The sequence below is a fragment of the Heyndrickxia sp. FW510-T9 genome, assembly GCF_058781025.1.
This window is the reverse complement of record NZ_JBYSWK010000010.1, coordinates 88,992-109,038: the sequence shown is the minus strand read 5'-3', so window position 1 is coordinate 109,038 and position 20,047 is coordinate 88,992. Positions and strand designations below refer to the sequence as shown.

Here is a 20,047-nt window from a genome sequence, read left to right as displayed (position 1 = left end):
CAAAGAGAGGAAACTTTCTTTGGCTTTTTGCATATAGTAAAGGGTCGGCTTTTTTGGGGATACATAGAAAATGTATTTTTATTAAAATTTTTCTAAAAGGAAAAAATATTTTACATTTTTTAAAAATTTATGTTTACTTTTGAATAGTAGTTGGTTATACTTACCTTTGTAAGCAAAAATTTCTTAAAGGAGGTCGTTTGAAATGAAAAAGTTAAAAGTAAACGTTACTGCTTTAATTTCATATTGTTCACATTCGACCTTGGATGGATTGAATTTTCTTTAATCTGACTTTAACTATCCAGCCGTAGGAAGAATGTCTGTCTTCCTACGGCTTTTTTGTGCCCTTTTATAGGTGCGCGCAACTTTTATGCCGCAGGAGGAATCGATATCTTCCTGCGGCTTATTTATGTTTAGGGGGTGAAAACATGACACTTAATCTGATCTTTACAAAAATTAACGTAAAAAAGAAAATCAAAACTATGAAAGAATACAAACATGAGCAAACTATTGCAGATATTATGGAGCAAAACAAATTGAAGCATAATGATATGATGCTAAGACATTATTATTAATTACTTAACTTAAATGTTAATGAACACATGGAGGTGATAATGATGACACTTAATTTGATCTTTACAAAAATTAACATGAAAAAGAAAATCAAATCTATTAAAGAATACAAACATGAGCAAACTATTGCAGATATTATGGAGCAAAACAAATTAAAGTATAACGATATGTTGCTAAGAAATTATTATTAATTACTTAATTCAAATATTAACGAACACATGGAGGTGATAATGATGACACTTAATTTAATTTTTATTACGGTAACAATAAAAAAACGAAGAAAAACGACTGAAGAATATTTACACGAAGAAAACATATCCAAGATCTATGAGGAAAATAAATTAAAGCATAGTGATATTCTTTTAAGAAGTTATTTTTAAAAATTTAAATTGGAAAGGAGAGGTTAATGATGATGTGTGTATTTCAAATTAAAAGATTAAATTTCTTATGGGTGGAGAAAGATACCGCCTAACTACCTATATTAGGGGGAACCGATGATGTTTTTGCGCATATTAGTGCTGACCGTTATTTTGAAAAAAAAACCAAAAAACAGCTGACATTATTATTGTCAGCTGTTTTTATTATGGAATGTGCATAGGTAATAATTACTGAATATTAATATAAGTCAGAAACATCATGAAAACTTACTTATGAATAGATTAAAATAAATATTAATATAGGAAAGGAGATGTGACTAATGGACAAGCATATTCGAATTTCAGGCAGTGAACGAAAGGATTATCCAAATGCAAGAAAACTAGACCGAATGAATAATAATGAACAGATTTCTGTGATGGTCATTGTGCGTAGGTTTAGTAATATTACGAATCCATCTGCAGAAACGAATGAATGTCAATTCTCCAATGAGCATTATACACGAGAAACCTTCTCTCAAGATTATTATATTCATCAAGATGATATAAAAATATTAGAGGAGTTTGTGAAGGATTATGAACTTGTTTTAGAGGAAATAATGTCTTCTGCAGGTATTGCTATTTTATCTGGCACAATCGAGAAATTAAAAATTGCCTTTAATGTTGAAATATCCGACTATGAGCATCCTCAGTTTTCATTTCGCGGCAGAAATGGTTATGTTCATGTTCCTGAAAGGCTTGCTGAAATTATACTAGGAGTTCTTGGTTTGGATAATCGTCCACAAACGAAACCACATTTCCGAGTTTTAAAGGAAACTGAAATCAATATGAGGAAAAACCAAGTGAAATCATCTTTTACTCCCCTAGAGATAGCAAGTCTATATAATTTCCCTAACAACATAGATTGCACTAATCAATGCATCGGTATTATTGAATTAGGTGGAGGATATCGCCAAGAGGATATGGAACAGTATTTCTCGACTTTAGGAGTACCTGCACCAGTAATTACTGATATCGAAGTAGATGGGACAAAAAATACCCCGAATGGTGATGCAAATGGTGCGGATGGTGAAGTAGCTCTTGATATAGAAATAGCCGCAAGCGTTGCACCGAATGCAAAAATTGCTGTGTATTTTGCTCCTAATTCCGATAAAGGATTTTTACAAGCTATTAATACTGCAATCCATGATAAAGTGAATAAACCTTCTGTTATTTCTATAAGTTGGGGGGGACCGGAAAGTTTTTGGACTAAACAAGCAATTCTTGCGATGAATCGTGCATTTAAAGATGCTGCGGCGCTTGGTATTACCATACTCTGTGCCTCAGGAGACAATGGGTCATCTGATGGGGTGGAGGATGGATTAGATCATGTTGATTTCCCAGCATCTAGCCCATTTGTAATCGCATGTGGAGGAACCCGCTTAGAAGCATCAGACGGGAAGATCATACAGGAAATCGTTTGGAATGAGTTAAATAATGGAGCTACCGGAGGAGGAATAAGTACTGTTTTCAAGCTCCCTAAGTGGCAAAATGAGATAGATCTTCTTCGTTCAAAAAATCCAACAAGAAGAGGTGTTCCGGATGTTGCAGGGAATGCAGATCCCCTAACTGGTTATCAAATTTTAGTTAATGGTAAGAAATATATTTTTGGGGGCACTAGCGCGGTTGCCCCGCTATATGCAGGTCTAATTGCGAACATAAATCAACAACTAGGACAAGCTATCGGGTTTGCAAATCCCCTTTTATATCAGGACTTATTCTCCGATAATGGCTTTCGTGATATTACAAGTGGAAATAATGATACTGTTGGAAATGGATCTTATGAAGCAGGGATAGGCTGGGATGCATGTACTGGCCTAGGTAGCATCGATGGAATGAAACTATTAAATACTTTAAAACCATATTATTCTTCGAATATCATTATGAAGTAAGAAATGGAAATGATACACACAGCGGGCAGAAGGGCATATCCTTCTGCTTTTTTTAACGGTAAAGAATATTCTTACAAAAAAATCACTTGCGAAATGAAAAAGTGTGATATGATTGCATTTGTAAATATTTCGATACACTAAACATTTAACTTGAGGGAAGTCTTAAGGAGAGAAGTCATCATGAAGTATTGGAAGCGTAATTTATGGATACTTTGGATTGGGGCGTTTTTTACTTCAGCAAGCTACTCAATGGTAGTTCCTTTTTTACCATTATTTCTTCTTCAAATTGGAGTACATCATCACACAGAATTGTGGTCAGGAATATTATTTAGTGCAGCCTTTTTTGCTGGAGCTATAGCATCTCCCTACTGGGGAATGTTATCAGACAAATATGGACGTAAGCCAATGATTATTAGAGCCGGAATATCATTATTTGTAATATATACATTAACTGCTTTTGTTACAAATCCTTATGAATTACTAATTTTAAGGATTTTACAAGGGCTTTTATCTGGATATATTCCAGGCGCAATTGCACTTATTGGTACGAATACTCCAAACGACAAAGTGGGGTACGCTCTTGCTATGATCTCAACTGCTACAGCCTCTGGTGGAGTAATCGGTCCACTATTAGGCGGCGGTATCGCTGAGTTAGTAGGAAATCGCATTGCCTTCGCAAGTGCAGGAATTCTCGTGTTTATCTCTACATTGTTAGTAATCTTTTGGGTAACAGAAAAAAATTTCACTCCTAGTAAATCAAAGGGTTCAGTTTTAAGTGATATTAAAGAAGCTGCTTCCAATCGTACCTTCATGATTGTGATGGCATTAACGATTATAACGACATGTTCATTGATGACCATAGAACCAGTTCTTCCATTATATATTGTGAGCTTAGGTGGCGCTGCAAAGAGTGCATCATTCATAGCTGGAATTGTTTTTTCTTTGCCTGGAATTGCTAGCGTCATATTTGGACCATTTTGGGGTAGATTCGCAGACAAAGTTGGCTTTCGCAAAGTTTTAATGATTGGCTTATTAGGTGGTGCGATAGGAACATTCGCCCAGATGATATTTGGTCATATATGGGGATTCTCCATTGTCCGTTTTATGTTCGGGATTTTCTTCTGCGCCGTATTTCCTGCGATTAATGGACTTGTTGTCCGTTCAACACCTGAAGACTTTAGAGGACGTGCATTTGGACTAAATCAAACGGCTAACCAAATAGGTGGAATGATCGGCCCCATAATTGGTGGTTTTATCGGAGGTATATTCCCAATTCAAACTGTATTTTTCGCAACAGGAATCCTCTTAATTGCCGCCATGGCCATGGCCTCCTTCACCAAAGAAAAACAAACAAAAAAGACGGGGTGCCAGGCACGATCAGTGGACATTTGATGGTTTTGTCCACTGCATACGGATAGTCGATTATTAAATAAGTCTTAAAAAATTTAGAAGTAAGAAAGCGGTATATATTTCCTAATAAATTTATATACATGGACAGACACAAACAACCTTCGTTTATCATAAGCATTACTATAGGCAAAAGCCTAACGGAGGTGAAAAAATGTCCGGTATCTTAACCGCTATAGGCTATTTATTTAAAGAACTTGTTTTTTTGGTTTCTTATGTAAAAAATAATGCTTTTCCACAGCCTCTTTCAGCCAATGATGAGCGGAAGTACTTACGAAAAATGGCTGAAGGCAATGAAGAAGCCCGGAACATTTTGATTGAACATAATTTACGTCTAGTAGCACACATCGTCAAAAAATTCGAAAATACGGGCGAGGACGTTGAAGACCTAATCTCGATTGGAACAATCGGATTGATTAAAGCTATTGAAAGTTATTCTGAAGGTAAAGGCACAAAACTTGCCACATATGCCGCCCGCTGTATAGAGAATGAAATTTTAATGCATTTACGAGCATTAAAGAAAACCAAAAAGGATATTTCATTACATGATCCAATTGGTCAAGATAAAGAAGGCAATGAAATTTCTTTAATCGATGTATTAAAATCAGATGCTGAAGATGTTTTTGACACCATTCAATTGAGTATGGAATTGGAAAAAGTTAAGGAATATATACGGGTATTAGATGATCGCGAAAAAGAAGTGATAATTGGGAGATTTGGCTTGGATCTACAAAAGGAAAAAACTCAAAGAGAAATCGCAAAGGAGCTAGGTATTTCCAGAAGTTATGTATCACGTATTGAAAAGCGGGCATTAATGAAGATGTTTCACGAATTTTATCGTGCTGAAAAAGAAAAGCTGAAAAAAAATCAACAAGAATAAAAAATTCGGACATATGTGTTTGTCCGAATTTTTTATATACTATTTTTGTATTTGCATAACTTTTGAAAAAGGTGTCTACGTCTAGCTCCAGGTGAAATTTGCACTGCAATTTCAATAGCGCCTATCGGCTAGCGGATTTCTACGTCTCCTCCCTACGATAAGTCAACATCAATTCGTGAACTACCTCACTGTGTTTCCTTTATCTCAGTCGAAGACTACGAAATCCGTACGCCGATGAGCAAGGCGCTTTCGCTTTTGGTTATTTCGGATTCATTGATGTTTAAAATATTAGAAAAATTAATGAAATTAGTATATAATATTCCCGTATAAAACATATATGAGGAGGATTATGATGACAACCAGTACATATTCATTGACATGGGATCTTGATGTATTCTTTCAAGGCGGAAGTAATTCAAATGATTTCCAGACTTTTTTAACACATATAAAAGAAACATTAGGGAATTTTGAACTCCAAGTAAAAGAATGGAATCCAAATATAGTTTTGAGTGAGATTTCTACTTTCACAGCTTTACTTTCAAGCTTACAAAATAGCAGCCAAATGCTTGGACAAGCAGGTGCTTTTGTTGGCTGCCTTCAAGCACAAAATACTCAGGATGATAAAGCAAATGAGCTTAAGGGATCTGTTACAAGTTTAAGAGCGCAGTTACATACTATCCTTACAAACTTCGACGATAAATTGAAAAATATTGATGATGTGGATTGGGAGAAGCTTTTGAACAAAGAAGAAATAAAAGAGCTGGAATTCACATTAACCGAGCGACGTCAAAAAGCGAAAGAAAAACTTTCTAAGGACCAAGAAGCATTATTAAATGCCTTAAGTGTGGACGGATTTCATGGTTGGGAAGATATGTATGATTCCTTAGTAAGTAAAGTGAAAATCGCGATTGAAGAAAATGGAGATAGGAAAGAACTTTCGGTCGGACAGGCACATAACAAATTTTCAAACCCAAATCGTGAAGTAAGAAAAGAAATTTTTCAAAAATGGGAAGAAGCGTGGGGAGATAAAGCTGATTTATTTGCCGCTACTCTAAACCATATAGCTGGTTTTCGCTTATCGGTTTATAAACAACGTGGTTGGAAGGAAGTTTTGAAAGAACCATTAAGCTATAACAGAATGAAAAAAGAAACACTCGATATGATGTGGCAAGTTATTAGCGAGTATAAACAGCCACTTGTTGACTATTTAAATCGCAAAGCAAAGCTTCTTGGAGTTGAAAAACTTAGTTGGTATGACCTAGATGCACCAATTGGAAATGTGAATAGTCAGTTTACCTTTGATGAAGGAGCACAATTCATCATTAAGCATTTTGGAGAATTTGGCGAAAAATTAGCGGGATTCACCGAAAAAGCATTCGAAGATAGTTGGATTGAAGCGGAAGATCGACCAGGAAAAAGTCCAGGTGGATTTTGTACAGGATTTCCATTAAGTAGTCAATCAAGGATTTTTATGACATACTCTGGGACGCCATCAAATGTATCAACATTAGCACATGAATTAGGTCACGCTTTCCATTCCTATGCTCTCCGCGATGTACATCCATTAAAACGAGGTTATGCAATGAATGTTGCAGAGACAGCTTCAACATTCGCGGAAATGATCGTTTCGGATGCATCCGTGAAAAATGCTAAAGATGATCAAGAAAAATTAACATTACTAGAAGATAAAGTACAAAGATCCGTAGCTCTTTTGATGAACATCCATGCACGTTTTCTTTTTGAAACAAGATTCTATGATGAACGTAAAAATGGATTAGTAAGCAAACAACGTTTAAATGAGCTAATGCTTGAAGCACAAAAAGAAGCATATGGAAATGGACTAGAGGAGTACCATCCATTATTCTGGGCTTCGAAATTGCATTTCTTTATTACAGGGGTACCTTTTTACAACTTCCCTTATACTTTTGGATACTTATTCTCTTTAGGTATTTACGCTCAAGCGTTACAAGAAGGCAAAGGTTATGAAGAAAAATATATGGCTCTTTTACGTGACACAGGATCGATGAATGTGGAAGATTTGGCATTAAAACATTTGAATGTCGATTTGACACAAAGAGATTTCTGGGAAGCAGGAGTCAAGCTTTGTATAAAAGACGTGGAAGAATTTTTGGAAATGACAAAATAACAAAAAATCCGGCATGATGCCGGATTTTTTATACTTTCTTCAGTTTAAACGAAGAAACCATCAAAATGGACAAAATAATAATAATGAATAAATATGAATGCGATGGGATAAACCGAGTCCCTAAGTAGCTTAAAGTAAGCAGACAACCTGCAGCTGTTATTGGCAAACCTGTAAAATATCCGTTACTTTCTGTAATGTTGAACCTCGCTAAGCGAAAAGCTCCACATCCAATATATAGAACTGTAAAAAATAATCCCGGAAATCCAAACAAATTTAATATTCCTTGGTATAATAATAAAGCTGGTGCGACACCAAATGATATAATATCACTCATAGAGTCGAGTTGCTTACCAAGATCTGATTCGATATTTAATTTTCTCGCTATCAAGCCATCAAATCGATCAGCAAGAGCAGCAAGAAAAATTAACAGCAAACTTAAGCTTAATTGTCCACGGACTGCGACCAAAATCGCAAATCCCCCTAAACTTAAATTTGTTAATGTCATCAAATTTGCCGTTTGTGCTCTAAGCTTTTTAATGGTTTGATCAAATACACTGGACCAAAACAAACCCTATCACCCCCTGTAAGAAGGATTTTAATTTCACTTTTTTATCTATATTATATTATTATATGCCTAAACTCATATAAAGTTAAGAAATATTTTTTTTGAATATGGAGGTTATACTTTGAAGACTTGGTTATATAGATTGTTAATCGAACTAACTAATCACAAATTTACGTCACACTTATTGAAAAATTTTGCTGGTTCAAAATGGAGTAAACCATTGATTCCGTCATATGCAAAAATTTACCGTATTAATCAAGCGGAAATGATGCATGATATTCAATCATATTCCAGTTTACACGATTTTTTTACAAGAAAATTAAAACCTGGTGCCCGTACTTTTACGGCCGAGAGTGATACGGTTACAAGCCCTGTTGACGGGGTATTAGAAGACTATGGAATTATCGACGTAGATAAAATGATAACGGTGAAAGGGAAGCAATATTCCATAAAAGAGATGGTAGGAGATGATGAACACGTAAAAAGATATATTGGAGGAAAGTTCCTAATTCTTTATTTAAGTCCAAGCCATTATCATCGTATACATAGCCCAATAGATGGGGAAGTCATAACGCAATATTCTTTAGGAACGAAATCATATCCTGTAAATCGCTATGGATTAAAATATGGGAAGTCTCCATTAGCGAAAAATTATCGATTAATTACAGAATTAAAGACGAATGATCGTCATTTATTAGTTGTCAAAGTCGGTGCAATGTTTATTAATTCTATAGAATGCATTGCAACACACGAAAATTGGAAAAAGGGCGAAGAAGTTGCTTATTTTTCATTTGGTTCTACTGTTGTGCTATTATTCGAAAAGGATTCCTTCGAGATGAAAGATCATATCCATGTTCCTTTTGATATTAGAGTTGGAGAGCCATTAGGGAAAATAAAATAAAAGAAAAAATCCCTGCCAAAACAGCAGGGATCTACATATTGTCCAGCGCAAGCAGCCATCGACTAGCGGATTTATGCGGGCATCAAGTGAAATTAAACTTCAAATTTCAGTCATCCGTACGCCGATGGACGAGGCGCTAATGCATTTCTTATTAGGAAGAAATTTTAATTCTATGTGTTAATGAGCGACGATGAATCTCTAACTCAATGAGGCGGATAAAATCCTGGCTTAAATGTAATTCTTTTGCTTTAAAATAGGATTCGATTAATAATTCATTTGATAATTTTCTCATAAGCCATCACCTCCACTATGACGTTCTAAAATATTTAATTGCTGAATATTATGTAGGTTGTCATGTTGTAATTTAACTCTATCAAACAATAAGGAATAGAACAAGCGTTCCAACTATCCACAATGAGCGGTGGATAACCTGTTATTAACTTGTTTATAATTGGAAGAAGCATATATGAAATCAGTGTGTAAAATGTGAATAAACTTATCCACAACTGTTGGGAATAGGTGGATTTTGTCGAATTTTCTTTATACTAAATATATTTTGCAATATGCATACAAATAGTTTTTCTTCTTTGATTATCAAAAAATAATTGATATGATTAAACGGTAAAAATAGATTGGAGTGTACATGATTTTGCTATTAAATAAATTTTTGCCTAATGAACATGTTAAAGATGTTTTTCAAATAGACCCGGAAAGTTTAAAAGCTAGAGGGGTAAAAGCTATTATTACGGATTTGGATAATACATTAGTAGAATGGGATCGTCCAAATGCAACACCAAATCTAATCAAATGGTTTTCTAAGATGAAAGAATATAATATTCTTGTCACGATCGTTTCTAATAATAATGAAAAAAGAGTAAAGGCATTTGCTGACCCACTTGAAATCCCGTTTATATTTCAGGCAAGAAAACCGCTTGCAATGGCATTTAATAAAGCAGTTGCAAAGATGGGAGTAAAAAAAGAAGAAACGGTTGTGATTGGTGATCAATTACTTACTGATGTACTTGGTGGGAATAGAAGTGGTTTTTATACTATTTTAGTTGTTCCTGTTGCACAATCGGACGGTTTGGCAACCCGTTTCAATAGGATGATTGAACGAAGAATAATGTCTTGGTTTAAGAGAAAAGGATTATTACAATGGGAGGATAAAATGTGAATAGTTCAGAAATAACATGTATTGGATGTGGGGTTGCGATTCAAACCGATGACCCAAAACTAATAGGATATGCACCGCCTTCCTCGTTAGGGAAGGAATCGGTTATCTGTCAACGCTGTTTTCGACTTAAGCATTATAATGAAGTGCAAGATGTTTCTTTAACAGATGATGATTTTTTGAAAATATTAAATGGATTATCAGACGTCGATGGGCTTATTGTAAAAATAGTAGACATTTTTGACTTCAATGGTAGCTGGCTACCGGGCTTACATCGCTTTGTAGGAAAAAATCCTATTTTACTCATTGGTAATAAAGAAGATTTATTGCCTAAATCAGTGAAAAGATCAAAGCTCATTCAATGGATGAAGCATGAAGCGAAACAATTAGGGCTTCAGCCAATTGATGTTTTATTAGTAAGTGCTACAAAAGGTAGCTCCATAAGCGAAGCAATTGACGCAATCGAATATTATCGAAATGGCAAAGATGTTTACGTTGTCGGATGTACCAATGTAGGGAAGTCTACCTTTATTAATAGGATAATCAAAAATGTGGCAGGGGAAGAGGATGTTATTACAACTTCTCATTTTCCGGGGACAACTCTTGATATGATTGAAATTCCTTTAGATGATGGAAGTGATTTAGTAGACACTCCGGGGATTATCAATCACCATCAAATGGCCCATTTTGTTGATAAAAAGGATTTAAAACTTATTACACCAAAGAAAGAGATAAAACCAATGGTTTTTCAGCTTAATGAGGAGCAAACATTATTCTTTGGAGGATTAGCACGCCTTGATTATATAAAAGGTGGGAGACGTTCTCTAATTTGTCATGTTTCAAATGAGCTGAAGATTCATCGCACTAAGATGGAAAATGCTGAATCCTTATATAAAAACCATGTTGGAGAACTTCTTCAACCTCCAAGGAAAAATGATTTGGAGGAATTTCCTCCTTTAGTTCGTCATGAATTTTCTCTTAAACAAGGAAAAACTGATATAGTTTTTTCAGGTCTGGGCTGGGTAACTATTAATGATCCGGGAGCGGTTGTCGCAGCTTATGTTCCAAAAGGTGTTAGTGTGCTGACACGTCCATCTTTGATATAATACATTTTGTCTTTGGATAGCTTTAGCGCCTATCGGCTAGCGGATTTCTACGTCTCTTCCTTGCAGGTAAGGGCATCAGGTACTCGGTGAAATTTAAAATGCTAATTTCACTCAACTGTACGCCGATGGGCAAGGCGTTTGAACTTTTCTAATTTAGGGGGGATTTTATGAAACGGTTATTCGGAGTGATTGGAGACCCAATTTCCCATTCCATGTCCCCGATGATGCATAATGATGCATTTAAAAATGTAAAAATTGACGGATACTATCATCCATATAGAATTGCACCTGAGGACTTAGCGACTGCTATAAAGGGAATGAAAGTGATAGGCATAGAGGGATTTAATGTTACGATACCTCATAAATCCTCTATACTTCCATCGCTGGATCGATTAGACCCGCTTGCAAAAGCAATTGGAGCCGTAAATACAGTAGTTCGTGAAGGAAATGACTTCGTAGGCTATAATTCAGATGGTTTAGGTTTTATTCGTTCCTTGCAGGAAAGATGGAAAGAGGATTTTAAAAAGGAAAAGACGCTTATTATAGGTGCAGGCGGTGCTGCTAAGGCAATTTATTATTCGCTTGCGTCAGTTGGCGTGCAAAGAATAGATATATGTAATCGTACAACCGCTAGAGCCGGGGGCCTAGTGGAATATTGTCCTTTCAAGTGCGAAACAAATATTTTGGATCTAAACCAAGCTAGACAAAATTTAGGAGCATATTCTTTAGTGATACAAACGACTTCGATTGGAATGAGTCCAAATATAGATGAAATTCCTTTTAATCTAGAGAATATGCTACCAAACACACATGCAGTAGATATAATTTATAACCCATTAGAAACAAAATTTTTAAAAGAGGCAAGGCTAAAAGGTGCCACGATTCAAAATGGTATTGGAATGTTCGTGCATCAAGGTGCCATTGCCTTTGAAAAATGGACAGGTATAAAGCCTGATATCAATCGTATGGAATCTATTGTTCTTCAACATTTAGGAGGTTAAAAGTATATGTTAACTGGTAAACAAAAACGTTTTTTACGTTCACAAGCTCATCATTTAAATCCAATTTTCCAAGTTGGAAAAGGTGGAGTAAATGATAATATGATAAAACAGATTAGTAATGCTCTTGAGGCACGTGAGCTTTTTAAAGTAAGTGTACTGCAAAATTGTGATGTAGATAGGGATACGGTTGCAGAACAGCTCGCAGTAGGAGCAAAAGCGGAAGTTGTACAAATAATTGGAAATACGATTGTATTATATAAGGAATCAAAAGAAAATAAACAAATTCAGCTTCCATAGAGGCTCTTTTCTTCAACTTTGTAGCTTTTAAAGATGAAAGTCCTGAAAACATCGCTAATTAGGTTATGAATGAATAGCCCATATAAGAAAAGATACCTTGAAATTAAGTCCGTATTAGGATTAATAGCCATTTACGAAAAACATTCTCCATTGAAGGTGGAAAAAATGAAGAGACGAGTGGGGATTTTAGGAGGGACATTTGACCCTCCGCATCTCGGTCATTTAATCATAGCGAATGAAGTACTGCAGGCGCTAGAACTTGATGAAATTCGATTTATGCCAAATCAGGAGCCGCCACACAAACAAAAGGATAGATGGATTTCGAATGATGATCGCATTAATATGATAAAATTATCGATAGCAGATCATCCTTGTTTCGTATTGGAAACAATTGAACTGGAAAGAGAAGGAAGCTCTTATACATATGATACTATTAGACTTTTGCGTGATAGGGAGCCAGATATCGAATTTTATTTTATTATTGGAGCAGATATGATCGAATACTTACCTAAATGGTATAAAATTGATCAATTGCTAGAGTTGATACAGTTTGTCGGTGTAAATCGTCCGAACCATTCTCAAAAAACGGATTACCCGATCCACCACGTTACAATTCCGGAAATCAATATTTCTTCAACACTAATAAGGACAAGGATATTTGATAAAAAGTCTGTGAAATATTTAATTTTAGAGAAAGTTTGGAACTATATTAAGGAGCGTCATTTATATGGATCGAAATAATGCCTTGAATATAGTAAAGGCACAAATTACAGAAAAACGCTATATTCATACTATAGGGGTAATGGAAACAGCCATCCAGTTAGCAATAAAGTATGGTGCTGATCAAAAGAAAGCGGAAACGTCCGCTATTTTTCATGACTATGCAAAATTTCGACCGCTAAGTGAAATGAAAAGGATCATCGTCGAACAACATTTTGATCCTCGACTTCTACAATTTAACCCTGAGTTATGGCATGCTCCAGTTGGTGCTTATTTGGTTGAAAAAGAAGTGGGAATACGTGATGTACAAGTATTAAATGCAATTCGTTTCCATACTTCTGGTAGAATAGAGATGTCATTGCTAGATAAAATTATTTATCTTGCCGATTATATAGAGCCTGGCCGGAATTTCCCAGGTGTTGAAGAAGCAAGAGAGTTAGCTCAGATAAGTCTGGATAAGGCATTAATCTATTCTGTTCGAAATACGATCCAATATTTATTAAAGCGAAATCAGACAGTATATCCTGATACGATTGACTTTTACAATGATCTTATTATGAAAGGTGAAGATGTAAGATAATGAAAAATCATGAGTTATTATCTTTAACGGTTAAGGCTGCCGATGATAAAAGAGCCGAAAATATTGTTGTCTTAAATATGAATGGAATATCCTTAATTGCCGATTATTTTTTAATTTGCCATGGAAATTCCGATAAACAAGTACAAGCAATTGCAAGAGAAATTAAAGATAAAGCAGAAGAGATAGGTTACAATGTTAAAAAAATGGAGGGCTTTGATGAAGGGAAATGGGTATTAATAGATCTTGGAGATATTGTTGCCCATGTATTTCATCGGGACGAAAGAACATACTACAATCTTGAAAGACTGTGGGGAGATGCTCCGACGGTTAATGTTCTAAGTGAGTGATGACGATGACGTATGGAGAATTTGCATATGTATATGATTACCTTATGAAGGATGTTCCTTATGATGAATGGTTGAATTTTTTACAAACCAAAGTCACAAAGTATCAACATACTCCAGGGAATCGTATACTAGAAGTCGCATGTGGCACCGGTGAATTGTCAATAAGGTTGGCGAAAGCTGGTTTTGAAACAACAGGTGTTGATTTATCAGAGGATATGCTTACCGTTGCAAGTCAAAAATCAGTTCAAAACCATGTGAATATTGCTTTTTTTCAACAGAACATGTGTGAGTTAGAAGATTTGGGACAGTATGATATTGTGACCATTTTTTGTGATTCTTTAAATTACTTAAAGAATCCAGAAGAGGTTAAAGAAACGTTTCGAAGGGTATATGCACATCTGAAAAAAGATGGACTATTTGTATTTGATGTCCATTCGATTAATAAAGTGGAAAATATCTTTGCTAACCAAACGTATGCTGATAATGATGATACTGTTTCATATATTTGGAACTGTTTCGAAGGTGAATATCCATATTCTGTTGAGCACGAGCTTACTTTTTTTCTATATGATGAGGAAATAAAAACGTATAATCGATTTGATGAAGTGCATGTTCAACGTACATACACAGAACATGATTATACCGAATGGTTACATACAGCTGGTTTTCAAATTCTTGAAGTAAATGCTGATTTTCATCATGACAACCCGGACAAAACTTCAGAGAGAATCTTCTTTACTTGCAAAAAATGAGTGGGGGTTATAAACCTCCGCTCATTTTTTTTGAAATAATTTCAATTATTTTGCAGGAAATTCGAATAAGATGTTGAATAATTTGAATAAGCTAAACTCCAAATTGTTTTGTTACAACTTCAACATCCTCGTTAAACTTCTCATGGGTAGCGATAAAAATATTTTCGAAAACATCCCCTAGCTCGTTTTCTAAGACTTTTATTCCTTCACCTGTAATACCGCCTTTTACACAAACTTTTTCCTGTAGTGTAGGAAGAGTATAGTATCCTTTTTTCAATAAGTCACCTAAACCTACAAGCATTTCTCCTGCTAAAATAGTCGCAGTAGATGTATCAATACTTGTCTTTTTAACCGCTGCATCGATGAATGCCTGTGTTAAATAACTAAAAAAAGCAGGACCACAACTTACAATATCTGAAGAAACACGTGTAATATTTTGGTCTATTTCGAGGGGGATAGAAATAGATGACAGTAATTCTTTTATGGTTCTTTTCCAGTTTTCGTCACAAGACGGTGAGAACGTTATTAAGGAAACTCCCGCTAATGCCCGATTGGTTATGCTTGGAATTGCTCTTGCACATGAACACTGTGTGACGGACGAGAGTTGTTCAACAGAAACGGAACTTGTAATAGAAACCAAACATTTATCTTTTGTAAACAAATCTTTGTATTTTGTTAATAATGGATGAAAATCTAATGGTTTCACACACAAGAAAATTAAATCACATGAATGGATTAACTCAGGTATTTCATTGCAAATATGGATTAAGGGATATTTATTCTGCAAGTTTTTAGCTTTTGCTATCGTTCTATTTGTAATATAAAGATTGGAAGGAGAAATTGCCTTACTGTCTACGAAGGATTCCACCAAAATAGTCCCCATATTTCCAGTTCCAATGATGCCTATTTTCACTTTTTCTCTCCTCCTTTACGAAAGGCTCTTTTCTTAAACTTTGTGCTTTTGTAAAAGAAAATCTTATAAATTCCTTATTCGGCTTAGAATGGATATCCATTTCAAGAAAAGATGCCCCGAAACTAAGTCTAATTTAGGATTAAAAAAATTACGAAAAGCAATAATTTATAGGAAAACGTCCTCATGAGAAAATTATGGCCATAATTAACCTTCGTTTTGTCGTTACTATTCCTTCATAAAACTCTATGTCATTTCCTATGTGAATATTCATCACAACATTATACTACACTGCGAAAAGGTGGTTTGTATGAAAGAACTATTATTAAAAAATAAAATCATTATTTTAGGAATTGCCGTCATCGGAATAGCAATAAGCATTTATTTTTTTCAACAAAAATCAAATGGAAAGGAAGATACTGAATTTTCATTCTCTCAGATTGATAAAGTGCAAAAGGACGAGAATAATCAAGTCGAGAAGAAGCCAACTGGAAAAATGTTTATAGATGTGAAAGGAGCTGTGGTACACCCGGGAGTTTATGAAGCAATGGAAGATGACAGAGTGTTAGATTTAATTCAGAGGGCTGGAGGTTTTCATAAAAAAGCTGATCAGCGAAAAGTAAATTTGGCGCAAAAAATACATGATGAAATGGTTATTTATGTCCCAACAAATGAAGAGGACGTAGATGCAGATATAAATATTACGACAACTCCTCAACATCAAGATAATGACCAAGTCAATATTAATACTGCAACGGCAGAACAATTGCAAACACTAACGGGGATAGGTCCTTCAAAAGCAGCGGCAATCATGGAATATCGAGAAAAGAATGACGGTTTCAAAAAAGTGGAGGAAATAAAGAACGTAACAGGAATAGGGGATAAAACATTTGAAAAATTAAAGGACTCTATTACTGTCCAGTAATGTTACACTTATAAATACAAGTATATAGATCATAGAAAGGGGGAAATTCGAGAATGGAAAGAATCTCTTGGAACCAATATTTTATGGCGCAAAGTTTTTTATTATCTTCCCGAAGCACATGTACACGATTAACGGTTGGTGCCACGATTGTACGTGATAAAAGAATTATCGCAGGAGGATATAATGGATCAATAGCCGGCGGTGAGCATTGTATTGATGAAGGATGCTATGTCATTGATAATCATTGTGTAAGGACCATCCATGCTGAAATGAATGCTATTCTCCAATGTGCGAAATTCGGGGTTCCTACGAATGGTGCAGAAATATATGTTACGCATTTCCCATGCTTACAATGCTGTAAAGCAATTATCCAAGCAGGCATAAAAGCAGTTTATTATGCGCACGATTACAAAAATCATCCATATGCTATAGAACTTTTTCATAAAGCAGGTGTATATACAGAGCAAGTCCCATTTGATCAAAATTCCTTGGATCTTACGGCAAATGAAAAAGCTGATTTTGTTCAGTCCCTTATAAAATTATTAGAGGAAAAAGGAATAGATGATCAGTCATTAGCTTCTTTACAATTACAAGTTGATAAATTATTTTAAAAAACAGCCCTTTTCTTAAAACCTAAATAAATAGTAGGTGGAGGTTTTTGCTTCCACTTATTATGCAAAGGAGAGTATATGCAAGGATATTGGTTATACGCAGCAGTAGCCTCGCTAAGTGCAACTTCACTGGCATTACATGTTCATTGGGGGCTAACCTTAACATTCCATCTTTTTTGTCTTCGTAGTTTCCTTACTAAAAAAAGAAAGCTAATGTTGATAACTATATTGGCGTACATCCTCTTTTTTACAATAAGTACCTTCAGCAATAATTCCCATCACAAAACAAATTTTCATCCAAATCAAAGTGAATTTCAAATTACTTTTCAAAATAAACCTTTAATTGATGGAAACAAATTAAGTGCTACTGTCCAAACAGATAAAAAAGAAGATGTAGTTCTAAGCTATATAATTAAAAGTGAAGCAGATAAACAATCGCTAGAAAAACTTCTTCAACCCGGTGTTACATGTAACTTAGTAGGAGTATTATCCGTGCCAGAGAAAAATAGAAATGAGCATTTATTTAATTACAAACAATATCTTTTTAGGCAGAATATCCATTGGCAGCTTAAAGTAGATGAATTTACTAAATGTATAGATGATAGAAAGGGAGTATTGAATAAAATTAAACGCTTGCGAGAAATTGCGCTCCTAAACATTGAACAACAATATCCAACTGCAATAATTCCTTATGCTAAAGCTCTCCTTTTTGGAGATCGAATCGATTTTGATGATGAAACGTACTCTTTGTACCAACGATTAGGAATTGTCCATTTATTAGCGATTTCTGGCTTGCATGTATCTCTAATATTTTGGGGGTTTTATTTTATACTTATCCGAATCGGTATAACGAGAGAAATGAGTTCGAAAATAATTATTCTAATCTTGCCTGTATACACTGTATTGAGTGGGGCAAATCCACCAGTTATCCGTGCAGGCATAATGTTAATCATCATCCTACTCTCCACCCATTCTAAACTATCATTGACCTCATTAGATGGGCTAGCCATTAGCTTCTTACTATTTTTGATAAAAAATCCATTTATCCTTTTTAATGTTGGCTTTCAATTATCTTTCATCGTAACTTTGTCAATCCTTTTATCATCACAGACAATAATGAAACGATACAAAAACAGTGTAATACAATTGATTGTGATCTCCTTGATTTCTCAAATTTCCTCCCTCTCTATTATGATTTACCAGTTTTATCAAATTTCAATCGTGAGTATTGTTAGTAATCTTTTCTTTGTCCCATTATACAGCTTTGTTATTTTACCGCTTTTGATCTTTTCTTTTTTTGCACAATTTATTTTTCCGTTGTTATTCAGCTTGATAAAGCAATGTTTACTGTTCATTATTTTTTTATCGGAAAAGCTGGCGCAATTACTGGATTTTAAATGGGCGGTTTTAATTGTTGGAAGGCCGGGTATATGGGTATTGATTTTTATCATCGCAGCAAGTTTATTTTTGTTTTACCAATGGGAACATAGTATGAAAATATTTACTTCTGGATTGCCGCTTCTAATTGTTGTTAGTTTATACATGACAGCAAAATTTTACAATCCATACGGTGAAATTGACTTTGTTGATATTGGTCAGGGAGATTGTATACTTATCCATCTTCCTTATCATCAAGGGACCTACCTTATTGATACCGGCGGGACTATTGAGTTTGAAGTACCAGAATGGGCTAAGAGAAAACGCAACTTTACCATTGGAAATGATGTATTAATACCTTTTTTAAAAGGAAAAGGAATTACCAAAATTGACAAATTGATTTTGACTCATAGTGATGCAGATCATATGGGGGCAGCGAAAGAGCTTATTGGAAATATAAAAGTAAGCCATGTTTATATTCCTCCGAACGCTACGACTAAACCATTAATGTACGATACAGTAATTGCTTTCCAAAAGGAAAATACCCCAATATTAGAAGTGAAAGCTGGCTTTGGATGGGTAAATAGAGAAGGGGAATTTCGAATAGTTTCGCCATTTGATAATAACTATGATGGTAATAATCATTCATTAGTACTGCGTGCTGTGGTTGGCGGGAAAAGTTGGCTGTTTACCGGTGATTTAGAAAAGGAGGGGGAAGAAAAGCTAATCCATTCCTATCCATTTCACGTAGATGTGTTAAAGGTTGGACATCATGGGAGTAGAACATCAACCACCCAACCGTTCCTCGAAAATATTCAACCATCCATTGCGATTATTTCAGTAGGAAAAAACAACCGATATGGCCATCCTACGGACGAAGTTCTGAAGCGTTTAAATAATGCGCATATTAAAATTTATAGAACAGATGAACAAGGCGAAATAATGTATAAATTTAAAGGAAAAAAAGGAACTTTTCATACGATACTTCCATAAAATATTGTAAGATTTTACGGGAAATAAAAAAGGAGTTTGCAAAAGCAAACTCCTTCACAAACTCATTATAATTATCCAACGAGCTTGATGACAGTTGCGATAATGAACATAATTGCAAAAAATGCAAATGACACTCCGAATCCAATCCCAGAATCGATTGCGTCATTTCCTTTATACTGTACATGTTTTTCAAATTCGTTCACAACTACCCCTCCTATTTCCACTTTAGTATAGACGATTCAGTCTGAAAAAGCTATAGTAACCGTCTAATTTCCTTCGCTGACAAGAGTTAACACAAATACTTTTCACTATTAAGGTGAAAATATTATTACTCAAGATTTCCGTTAATGAAAAAGTATCCTAGGTCTTTTTCATTGGCGTTTATTATAGATAATGGAGATTGACTCTTCAAACACGAGAGTTAATCTCCTCTTGTCAAAATCACAATCCTTTTTTACGATAGAGATAAGATAAAATAAGAAA

At 34.9% G+C, this 20,047-nt stretch carries 23 protein-coding genes; 19 read left to right on the top strand and 4 right to left on the bottom strand.

What is annotated here, in order from left to right:
* Positions 1 to 425: 425 nt before the first annotated feature.
* The 7 genes from AC3WJF_RS07815 (at position 426) to AC3WJF_RS07785 (ending at position 7,308) form a co-directional block, all read left to right on the top strand.
* Positions 426 to 572 carry a YrzI family small protein gene (locus AC3WJF_RS07815; RefSeq protein WP_492450913.1) on the top strand — a complete coding sequence of 49 codons (147 nt, stop codon included), beginning with the start codon at positions 426 to 428 and terminating at the stop codon, positions 570 to 572.
* A 39-nt stretch (positions 573 to 611) separates the two neighbouring features.
* Positions 612 to 761: a hypothetical protein gene (locus AC3WJF_RS07810; RefSeq protein WP_492450911.1), complete on the top strand. Its 150-nt coding sequence runs from the start codon at positions 612 to 614 to the stop codon at positions 759 to 761.
* Positions 762 to 800: 39 nt separating this feature from the next.
* The gene (locus tag AC3WJF_RS07805; protein ID WP_492450909.1) at positions 801 to 950 is read left to right on the top strand and encodes a YrzI family small protein; all 150 of its coding nucleotides are present in this window, start codon (positions 801 to 803) and stop codon (positions 948 to 950) included.
* A 317-nt stretch (positions 951 to 1,267) separates the two neighbouring features.
* Positions 1,268 to 2,875, top strand: a complete 1,608-nt coding sequence (locus AC3WJF_RS07800) for a S53 family peptidase (protein WP_492450907.1) — start codon at positions 1,268 to 1,270, stop codon at positions 2,873 to 2,875.
* Positions 2,876 to 3,055: 180 nt separating this feature from the next.
* The gene (locus tag AC3WJF_RS07795) at positions 3,056 to 4,267 is read left to right on the top strand and encodes an MFS transporter (RefSeq protein ID WP_492450905.1); all 1,212 of its coding nucleotides are present in this window, start codon (positions 3,056 to 3,058) and stop codon (positions 4,265 to 4,267) included.
* A 169-nt stretch (positions 4,268 to 4,436) separates the two neighbouring features.
* Positions 4,437 to 5,162 carry an RNA polymerase sporulation sigma factor SigK gene (gene sigK, locus AC3WJF_RS07790; protein WP_492450904.1) on the top strand — a complete coding sequence of 242 codons (726 nt, stop codon included), beginning with the start codon at positions 4,437 to 4,439 and terminating at the stop codon, positions 5,160 to 5,162.
* Between the two features lie 352 nt (positions 5,163 to 5,514).
* Entirely contained in the window at positions 5,515 to 7,308 is a 1,794-nt protein-coding gene (locus AC3WJF_RS07785) for a M3 family oligoendopeptidase (protein WP_492450902.1), read from the top strand.
* 28 nt (positions 7,309 to 7,336) lie between these two features.
* On the opposite strand, the gene pssA is transcribed toward AC3WJF_RS07785, so the two are convergent.
* A complete protein-coding gene (gene pssA, locus AC3WJF_RS07780; protein WP_492450900.1) occupies positions 7,337 to 7,876 on the bottom strand; it encodes a CDP-diacylglycerol--serine O-phosphatidyltransferase in 540 nt (179 codons plus the stop codon).
* A 118-nt stretch (positions 7,877 to 7,994) separates the two neighbouring features.
* Between pssA and AC3WJF_RS07775 the strand changes: the two genes are divergently transcribed.
* The gene (locus AC3WJF_RS07775) at positions 7,995 to 8,774 is read left to right on the top strand and encodes a phosphatidylserine decarboxylase (protein ID WP_492450898.1); all 780 of its coding nucleotides are present in this window, start codon (positions 7,995 to 7,997) and stop codon (positions 8,772 to 8,774) included.
* A 151-nt stretch (positions 8,775 to 8,925) separates the two neighbouring features.
* Here AC3WJF_RS07775 and AC3WJF_RS07770 read toward each other — a convergent pair whose 3' ends face one another.
* Positions 8,926 to 9,066, bottom strand: a complete 141-nt coding sequence (locus AC3WJF_RS07770) for a sporulation histidine kinase inhibitor Sda (protein WP_492450896.1) — start codon at positions 9,064 to 9,066, stop codon at positions 8,926 to 8,928.
* 351 nt (positions 9,067 to 9,417) lie between these two features.
* Here AC3WJF_RS07770 and AC3WJF_RS07765 point away from each other — a divergent pair, with 351 nt between their 5' ends.
* The 8 genes from AC3WJF_RS07765 (at position 9,418) to AC3WJF_RS07730 (ending at position 14,748) form a co-directional block, all read left to right on the top strand.
* A complete protein-coding gene (locus AC3WJF_RS07765) occupies positions 9,418 to 9,948 on the top strand; it encodes a YqeG family HAD IIIA-type phosphatase (RefSeq protein WP_492450894.1) in 531 nt (176 codons plus the stop codon).
* Entirely contained in the window at positions 9,945 to 11,051 is a 1,107-nt protein-coding gene (yqeH, locus tag AC3WJF_RS07760) for a ribosome biogenesis GTPase YqeH (RefSeq protein ID WP_492450892.1), read from the top strand. Before AC3WJF_RS07765 ends, yqeH begins: the two co-directional genes overlap by 4 nt.
* Positions 11,052 to 11,218: 167 nt before the next feature.
* The gene (aroE, locus tag AC3WJF_RS07755; protein WP_492450891.1) at positions 11,219 to 12,052 is read left to right on the top strand and encodes a shikimate dehydrogenase; all 834 of its coding nucleotides are present in this window, start codon (positions 11,219 to 11,221) and stop codon (positions 12,050 to 12,052) included.
* Positions 12,053 to 12,058: 6 nt separating this feature from the next.
* Positions 12,059 to 12,349, top strand: coding sequence for a ribosome assembly RNA-binding protein YhbY (gene yhbY / locus AC3WJF_RS07750; protein ID WP_492450890.1), 291 nt, complete (start codon positions 12,059 to 12,061; stop codon positions 12,347 to 12,349).
* A 165-nt stretch (positions 12,350 to 12,514) separates the two neighbouring features.
* Positions 12,515 to 13,090 (top strand): nicotinate-nucleotide adenylyltransferase, encoded by a 576-nt coding sequence (locus tag AC3WJF_RS07745; protein ID WP_492450889.1) that lies wholly within the window; start codon positions 12,515 to 12,517, stop codon positions 13,088 to 13,090.
* The gene (gene yqeK / locus AC3WJF_RS07740) at positions 13,077 to 13,649 is read left to right on the top strand and encodes a bis(5'-nucleosyl)-tetraphosphatase (symmetrical) YqeK (RefSeq protein ID WP_492450888.1); all 573 of its coding nucleotides are present in this window, start codon (positions 13,077 to 13,079) and stop codon (positions 13,647 to 13,649) included. Before AC3WJF_RS07745 ends, yqeK begins: the two co-directional genes overlap by 14 nt.
* Positions 13,649 to 13,996: a ribosome silencing factor gene (gene rsfS / locus AC3WJF_RS07735; protein WP_492450886.1), complete on the top strand. Its 348-nt coding sequence runs from the start codon at positions 13,649 to 13,651 to the stop codon at positions 13,994 to 13,996. Before yqeK ends, rsfS begins: the two co-directional genes overlap by 1 nt.
* Before the next feature lie 5 nt (positions 13,997 to 14,001).
* Complete coding sequence (locus tag AC3WJF_RS07730) at positions 14,002 to 14,748, top strand: class I SAM-dependent DNA methyltransferase (protein WP_492450884.1); 747 nt, start codon at positions 14,002 to 14,004, stop codon at positions 14,746 to 14,748.
* A 91-nt stretch (positions 14,749 to 14,839) separates the two neighbouring features.
* Here the strand turns inward: AC3WJF_RS07730 and comER are convergent, their stop codons facing one another.
* The gene (comER, locus tag AC3WJF_RS07725) at positions 14,840 to 15,661 is read right to left on the bottom strand and encodes a late competence protein ComER (RefSeq protein WP_492450882.1); all 822 of its coding nucleotides are present in this window, start codon (positions 15,659 to 15,661) and stop codon (positions 14,840 to 14,842) included.
* Between the two features lie 307 nt (positions 15,662 to 15,968).
* Here comER and AC3WJF_RS07720 point away from each other — a divergent pair, with 307 nt between their 5' ends.
* The 3 genes from AC3WJF_RS07720 (at position 15,969) to AC3WJF_RS07710 (ending at position 19,564) form a co-directional block, all read left to right on the top strand.
* Positions 15,969 to 16,583, top strand: coding sequence for a helix-hairpin-helix domain-containing protein (locus AC3WJF_RS07720; protein ID WP_492450881.1), 615 nt, complete (start codon positions 15,969 to 15,971; stop codon positions 16,581 to 16,583).
* Between the two features lie 53 nt (positions 16,584 to 16,636).
* Positions 16,637 to 17,194, top strand: a complete 558-nt coding sequence (locus AC3WJF_RS07715) for a ComE operon protein 2 (RefSeq protein ID WP_492450880.1) — start codon at positions 16,637 to 16,639, stop codon at positions 17,192 to 17,194.
* Between the two features lie 78 nt (positions 17,195 to 17,272).
* Positions 17,273 to 19,564, top strand: coding sequence for a DNA internalization-related competence protein ComEC/Rec2 (locus AC3WJF_RS07710; RefSeq protein WP_492450879.1), 2,292 nt, complete (start codon positions 17,273 to 17,275; stop codon positions 19,562 to 19,564).
* 71 nt (positions 19,565 to 19,635) lie between these two features.
* Here AC3WJF_RS07710 and AC3WJF_RS07705 read toward each other — a convergent pair whose 3' ends face one another.
* The gene (locus tag AC3WJF_RS07705) at positions 19,636 to 19,767 is read right to left on the bottom strand and encodes a YqzM family protein (protein ID WP_492450877.1); all 132 of its coding nucleotides are present in this window, start codon (positions 19,765 to 19,767) and stop codon (positions 19,636 to 19,638) included.
* Between the last annotated feature and the right edge of the window lie 280 nt (positions 19,768 to 20,047).

What these genes read in the sequence shown, in the direction of transcription:
- AC3WJF_RS07815 (WP_492450913.1), top strand. Translation starts at nt 426, where the DNA reads ATGACACTTAATCTGATCTTTACAAAAATTAACGTAAAAAAGAAAATC.
- AC3WJF_RS07810 (WP_492450911.1), top strand. Translation starts at nt 612, where the DNA reads ATGATGACACTTAATTTGATCTTTACAAAAATTAACATGAAAAAGAAA.
- AC3WJF_RS07805 (WP_492450909.1), top strand. Translation starts at nt 801, where the DNA reads ATGATGACACTTAATTTAATTTTTATTACGGTAACAATAAAAAAACGA.
- AC3WJF_RS07800 (WP_492450907.1), top strand. Translation starts at nt 1,268, where the DNA reads ATGGACAAGCATATTCGAATTTCAGGCAGTGAACGAAAGGATTATCCA.
- AC3WJF_RS07795 (WP_492450905.1), top strand. Translation starts at nt 3,056, where the DNA reads ATGAAGTATTGGAAGCGTAATTTATGGATACTTTGGATTGGGGCGTTT.
- sigK (WP_492450904.1), top strand. Translation starts at nt 4,437, where the DNA reads ATGTCCGGTATCTTAACCGCTATAGGCTATTTATTTAAAGAACTTGTT.
- AC3WJF_RS07785 (WP_492450902.1), top strand. Translation starts at nt 5,515, where the DNA reads ATGACAACCAGTACATATTCATTGACATGGGATCTTGATGTATTCTTT.
- AC3WJF_RS07770 (WP_492450896.1), bottom strand. Translation starts at nt 9,066, where the DNA reads ATGAGAAAATTATCAAATGAATTATTAATCGAATCCTATTTTAAAGCA.
- AC3WJF_RS07765 (WP_492450894.1), top strand. Translation starts at nt 9,418, where the DNA reads ATGATTTTGCTATTAAATAAATTTTTGCCTAATGAACATGTTAAAGAT.
- aroE (WP_492450891.1), top strand. Translation starts at nt 11,219, where the DNA reads ATGAAACGGTTATTCGGAGTGATTGGAGACCCAATTTCCCATTCCATG.
- yhbY (WP_492450890.1), top strand. Translation starts at nt 12,059, where the DNA reads ATGTTAACTGGTAAACAAAAACGTTTTTTACGTTCACAAGCTCATCAT.
- AC3WJF_RS07745 (WP_492450889.1), top strand. Translation starts at nt 12,515, where the DNA reads ATGAAGAGACGAGTGGGGATTTTAGGAGGGACATTTGACCCTCCGCAT.
- yqeK (WP_492450888.1), top strand. Translation starts at nt 13,077, where the DNA reads ATGGATCGAAATAATGCCTTGAATATAGTAAAGGCACAAATTACAGAA.
- rsfS (WP_492450886.1), top strand. Translation starts at nt 13,649, where the DNA reads ATGAAAAATCATGAGTTATTATCTTTAACGGTTAAGGCTGCCGATGAT.
- AC3WJF_RS07730 (WP_492450884.1), top strand. Translation starts at nt 14,002, where the DNA reads ATGACGTATGGAGAATTTGCATATGTATATGATTACCTTATGAAGGAT.
- AC3WJF_RS07720 (WP_492450881.1), top strand. Translation starts at nt 15,969, where the DNA reads ATGAAAGAACTATTATTAAAAAATAAAATCATTATTTTAGGAATTGCC.
- AC3WJF_RS07715 (WP_492450880.1), top strand. Translation starts at nt 16,637, where the DNA reads ATGGAAAGAATCTCTTGGAACCAATATTTTATGGCGCAAAGTTTTTTA.
- AC3WJF_RS07710 (WP_492450879.1), top strand. Translation starts at nt 17,273, where the DNA reads ATGCAAGGATATTGGTTATACGCAGCAGTAGCCTCGCTAAGTGCAACT.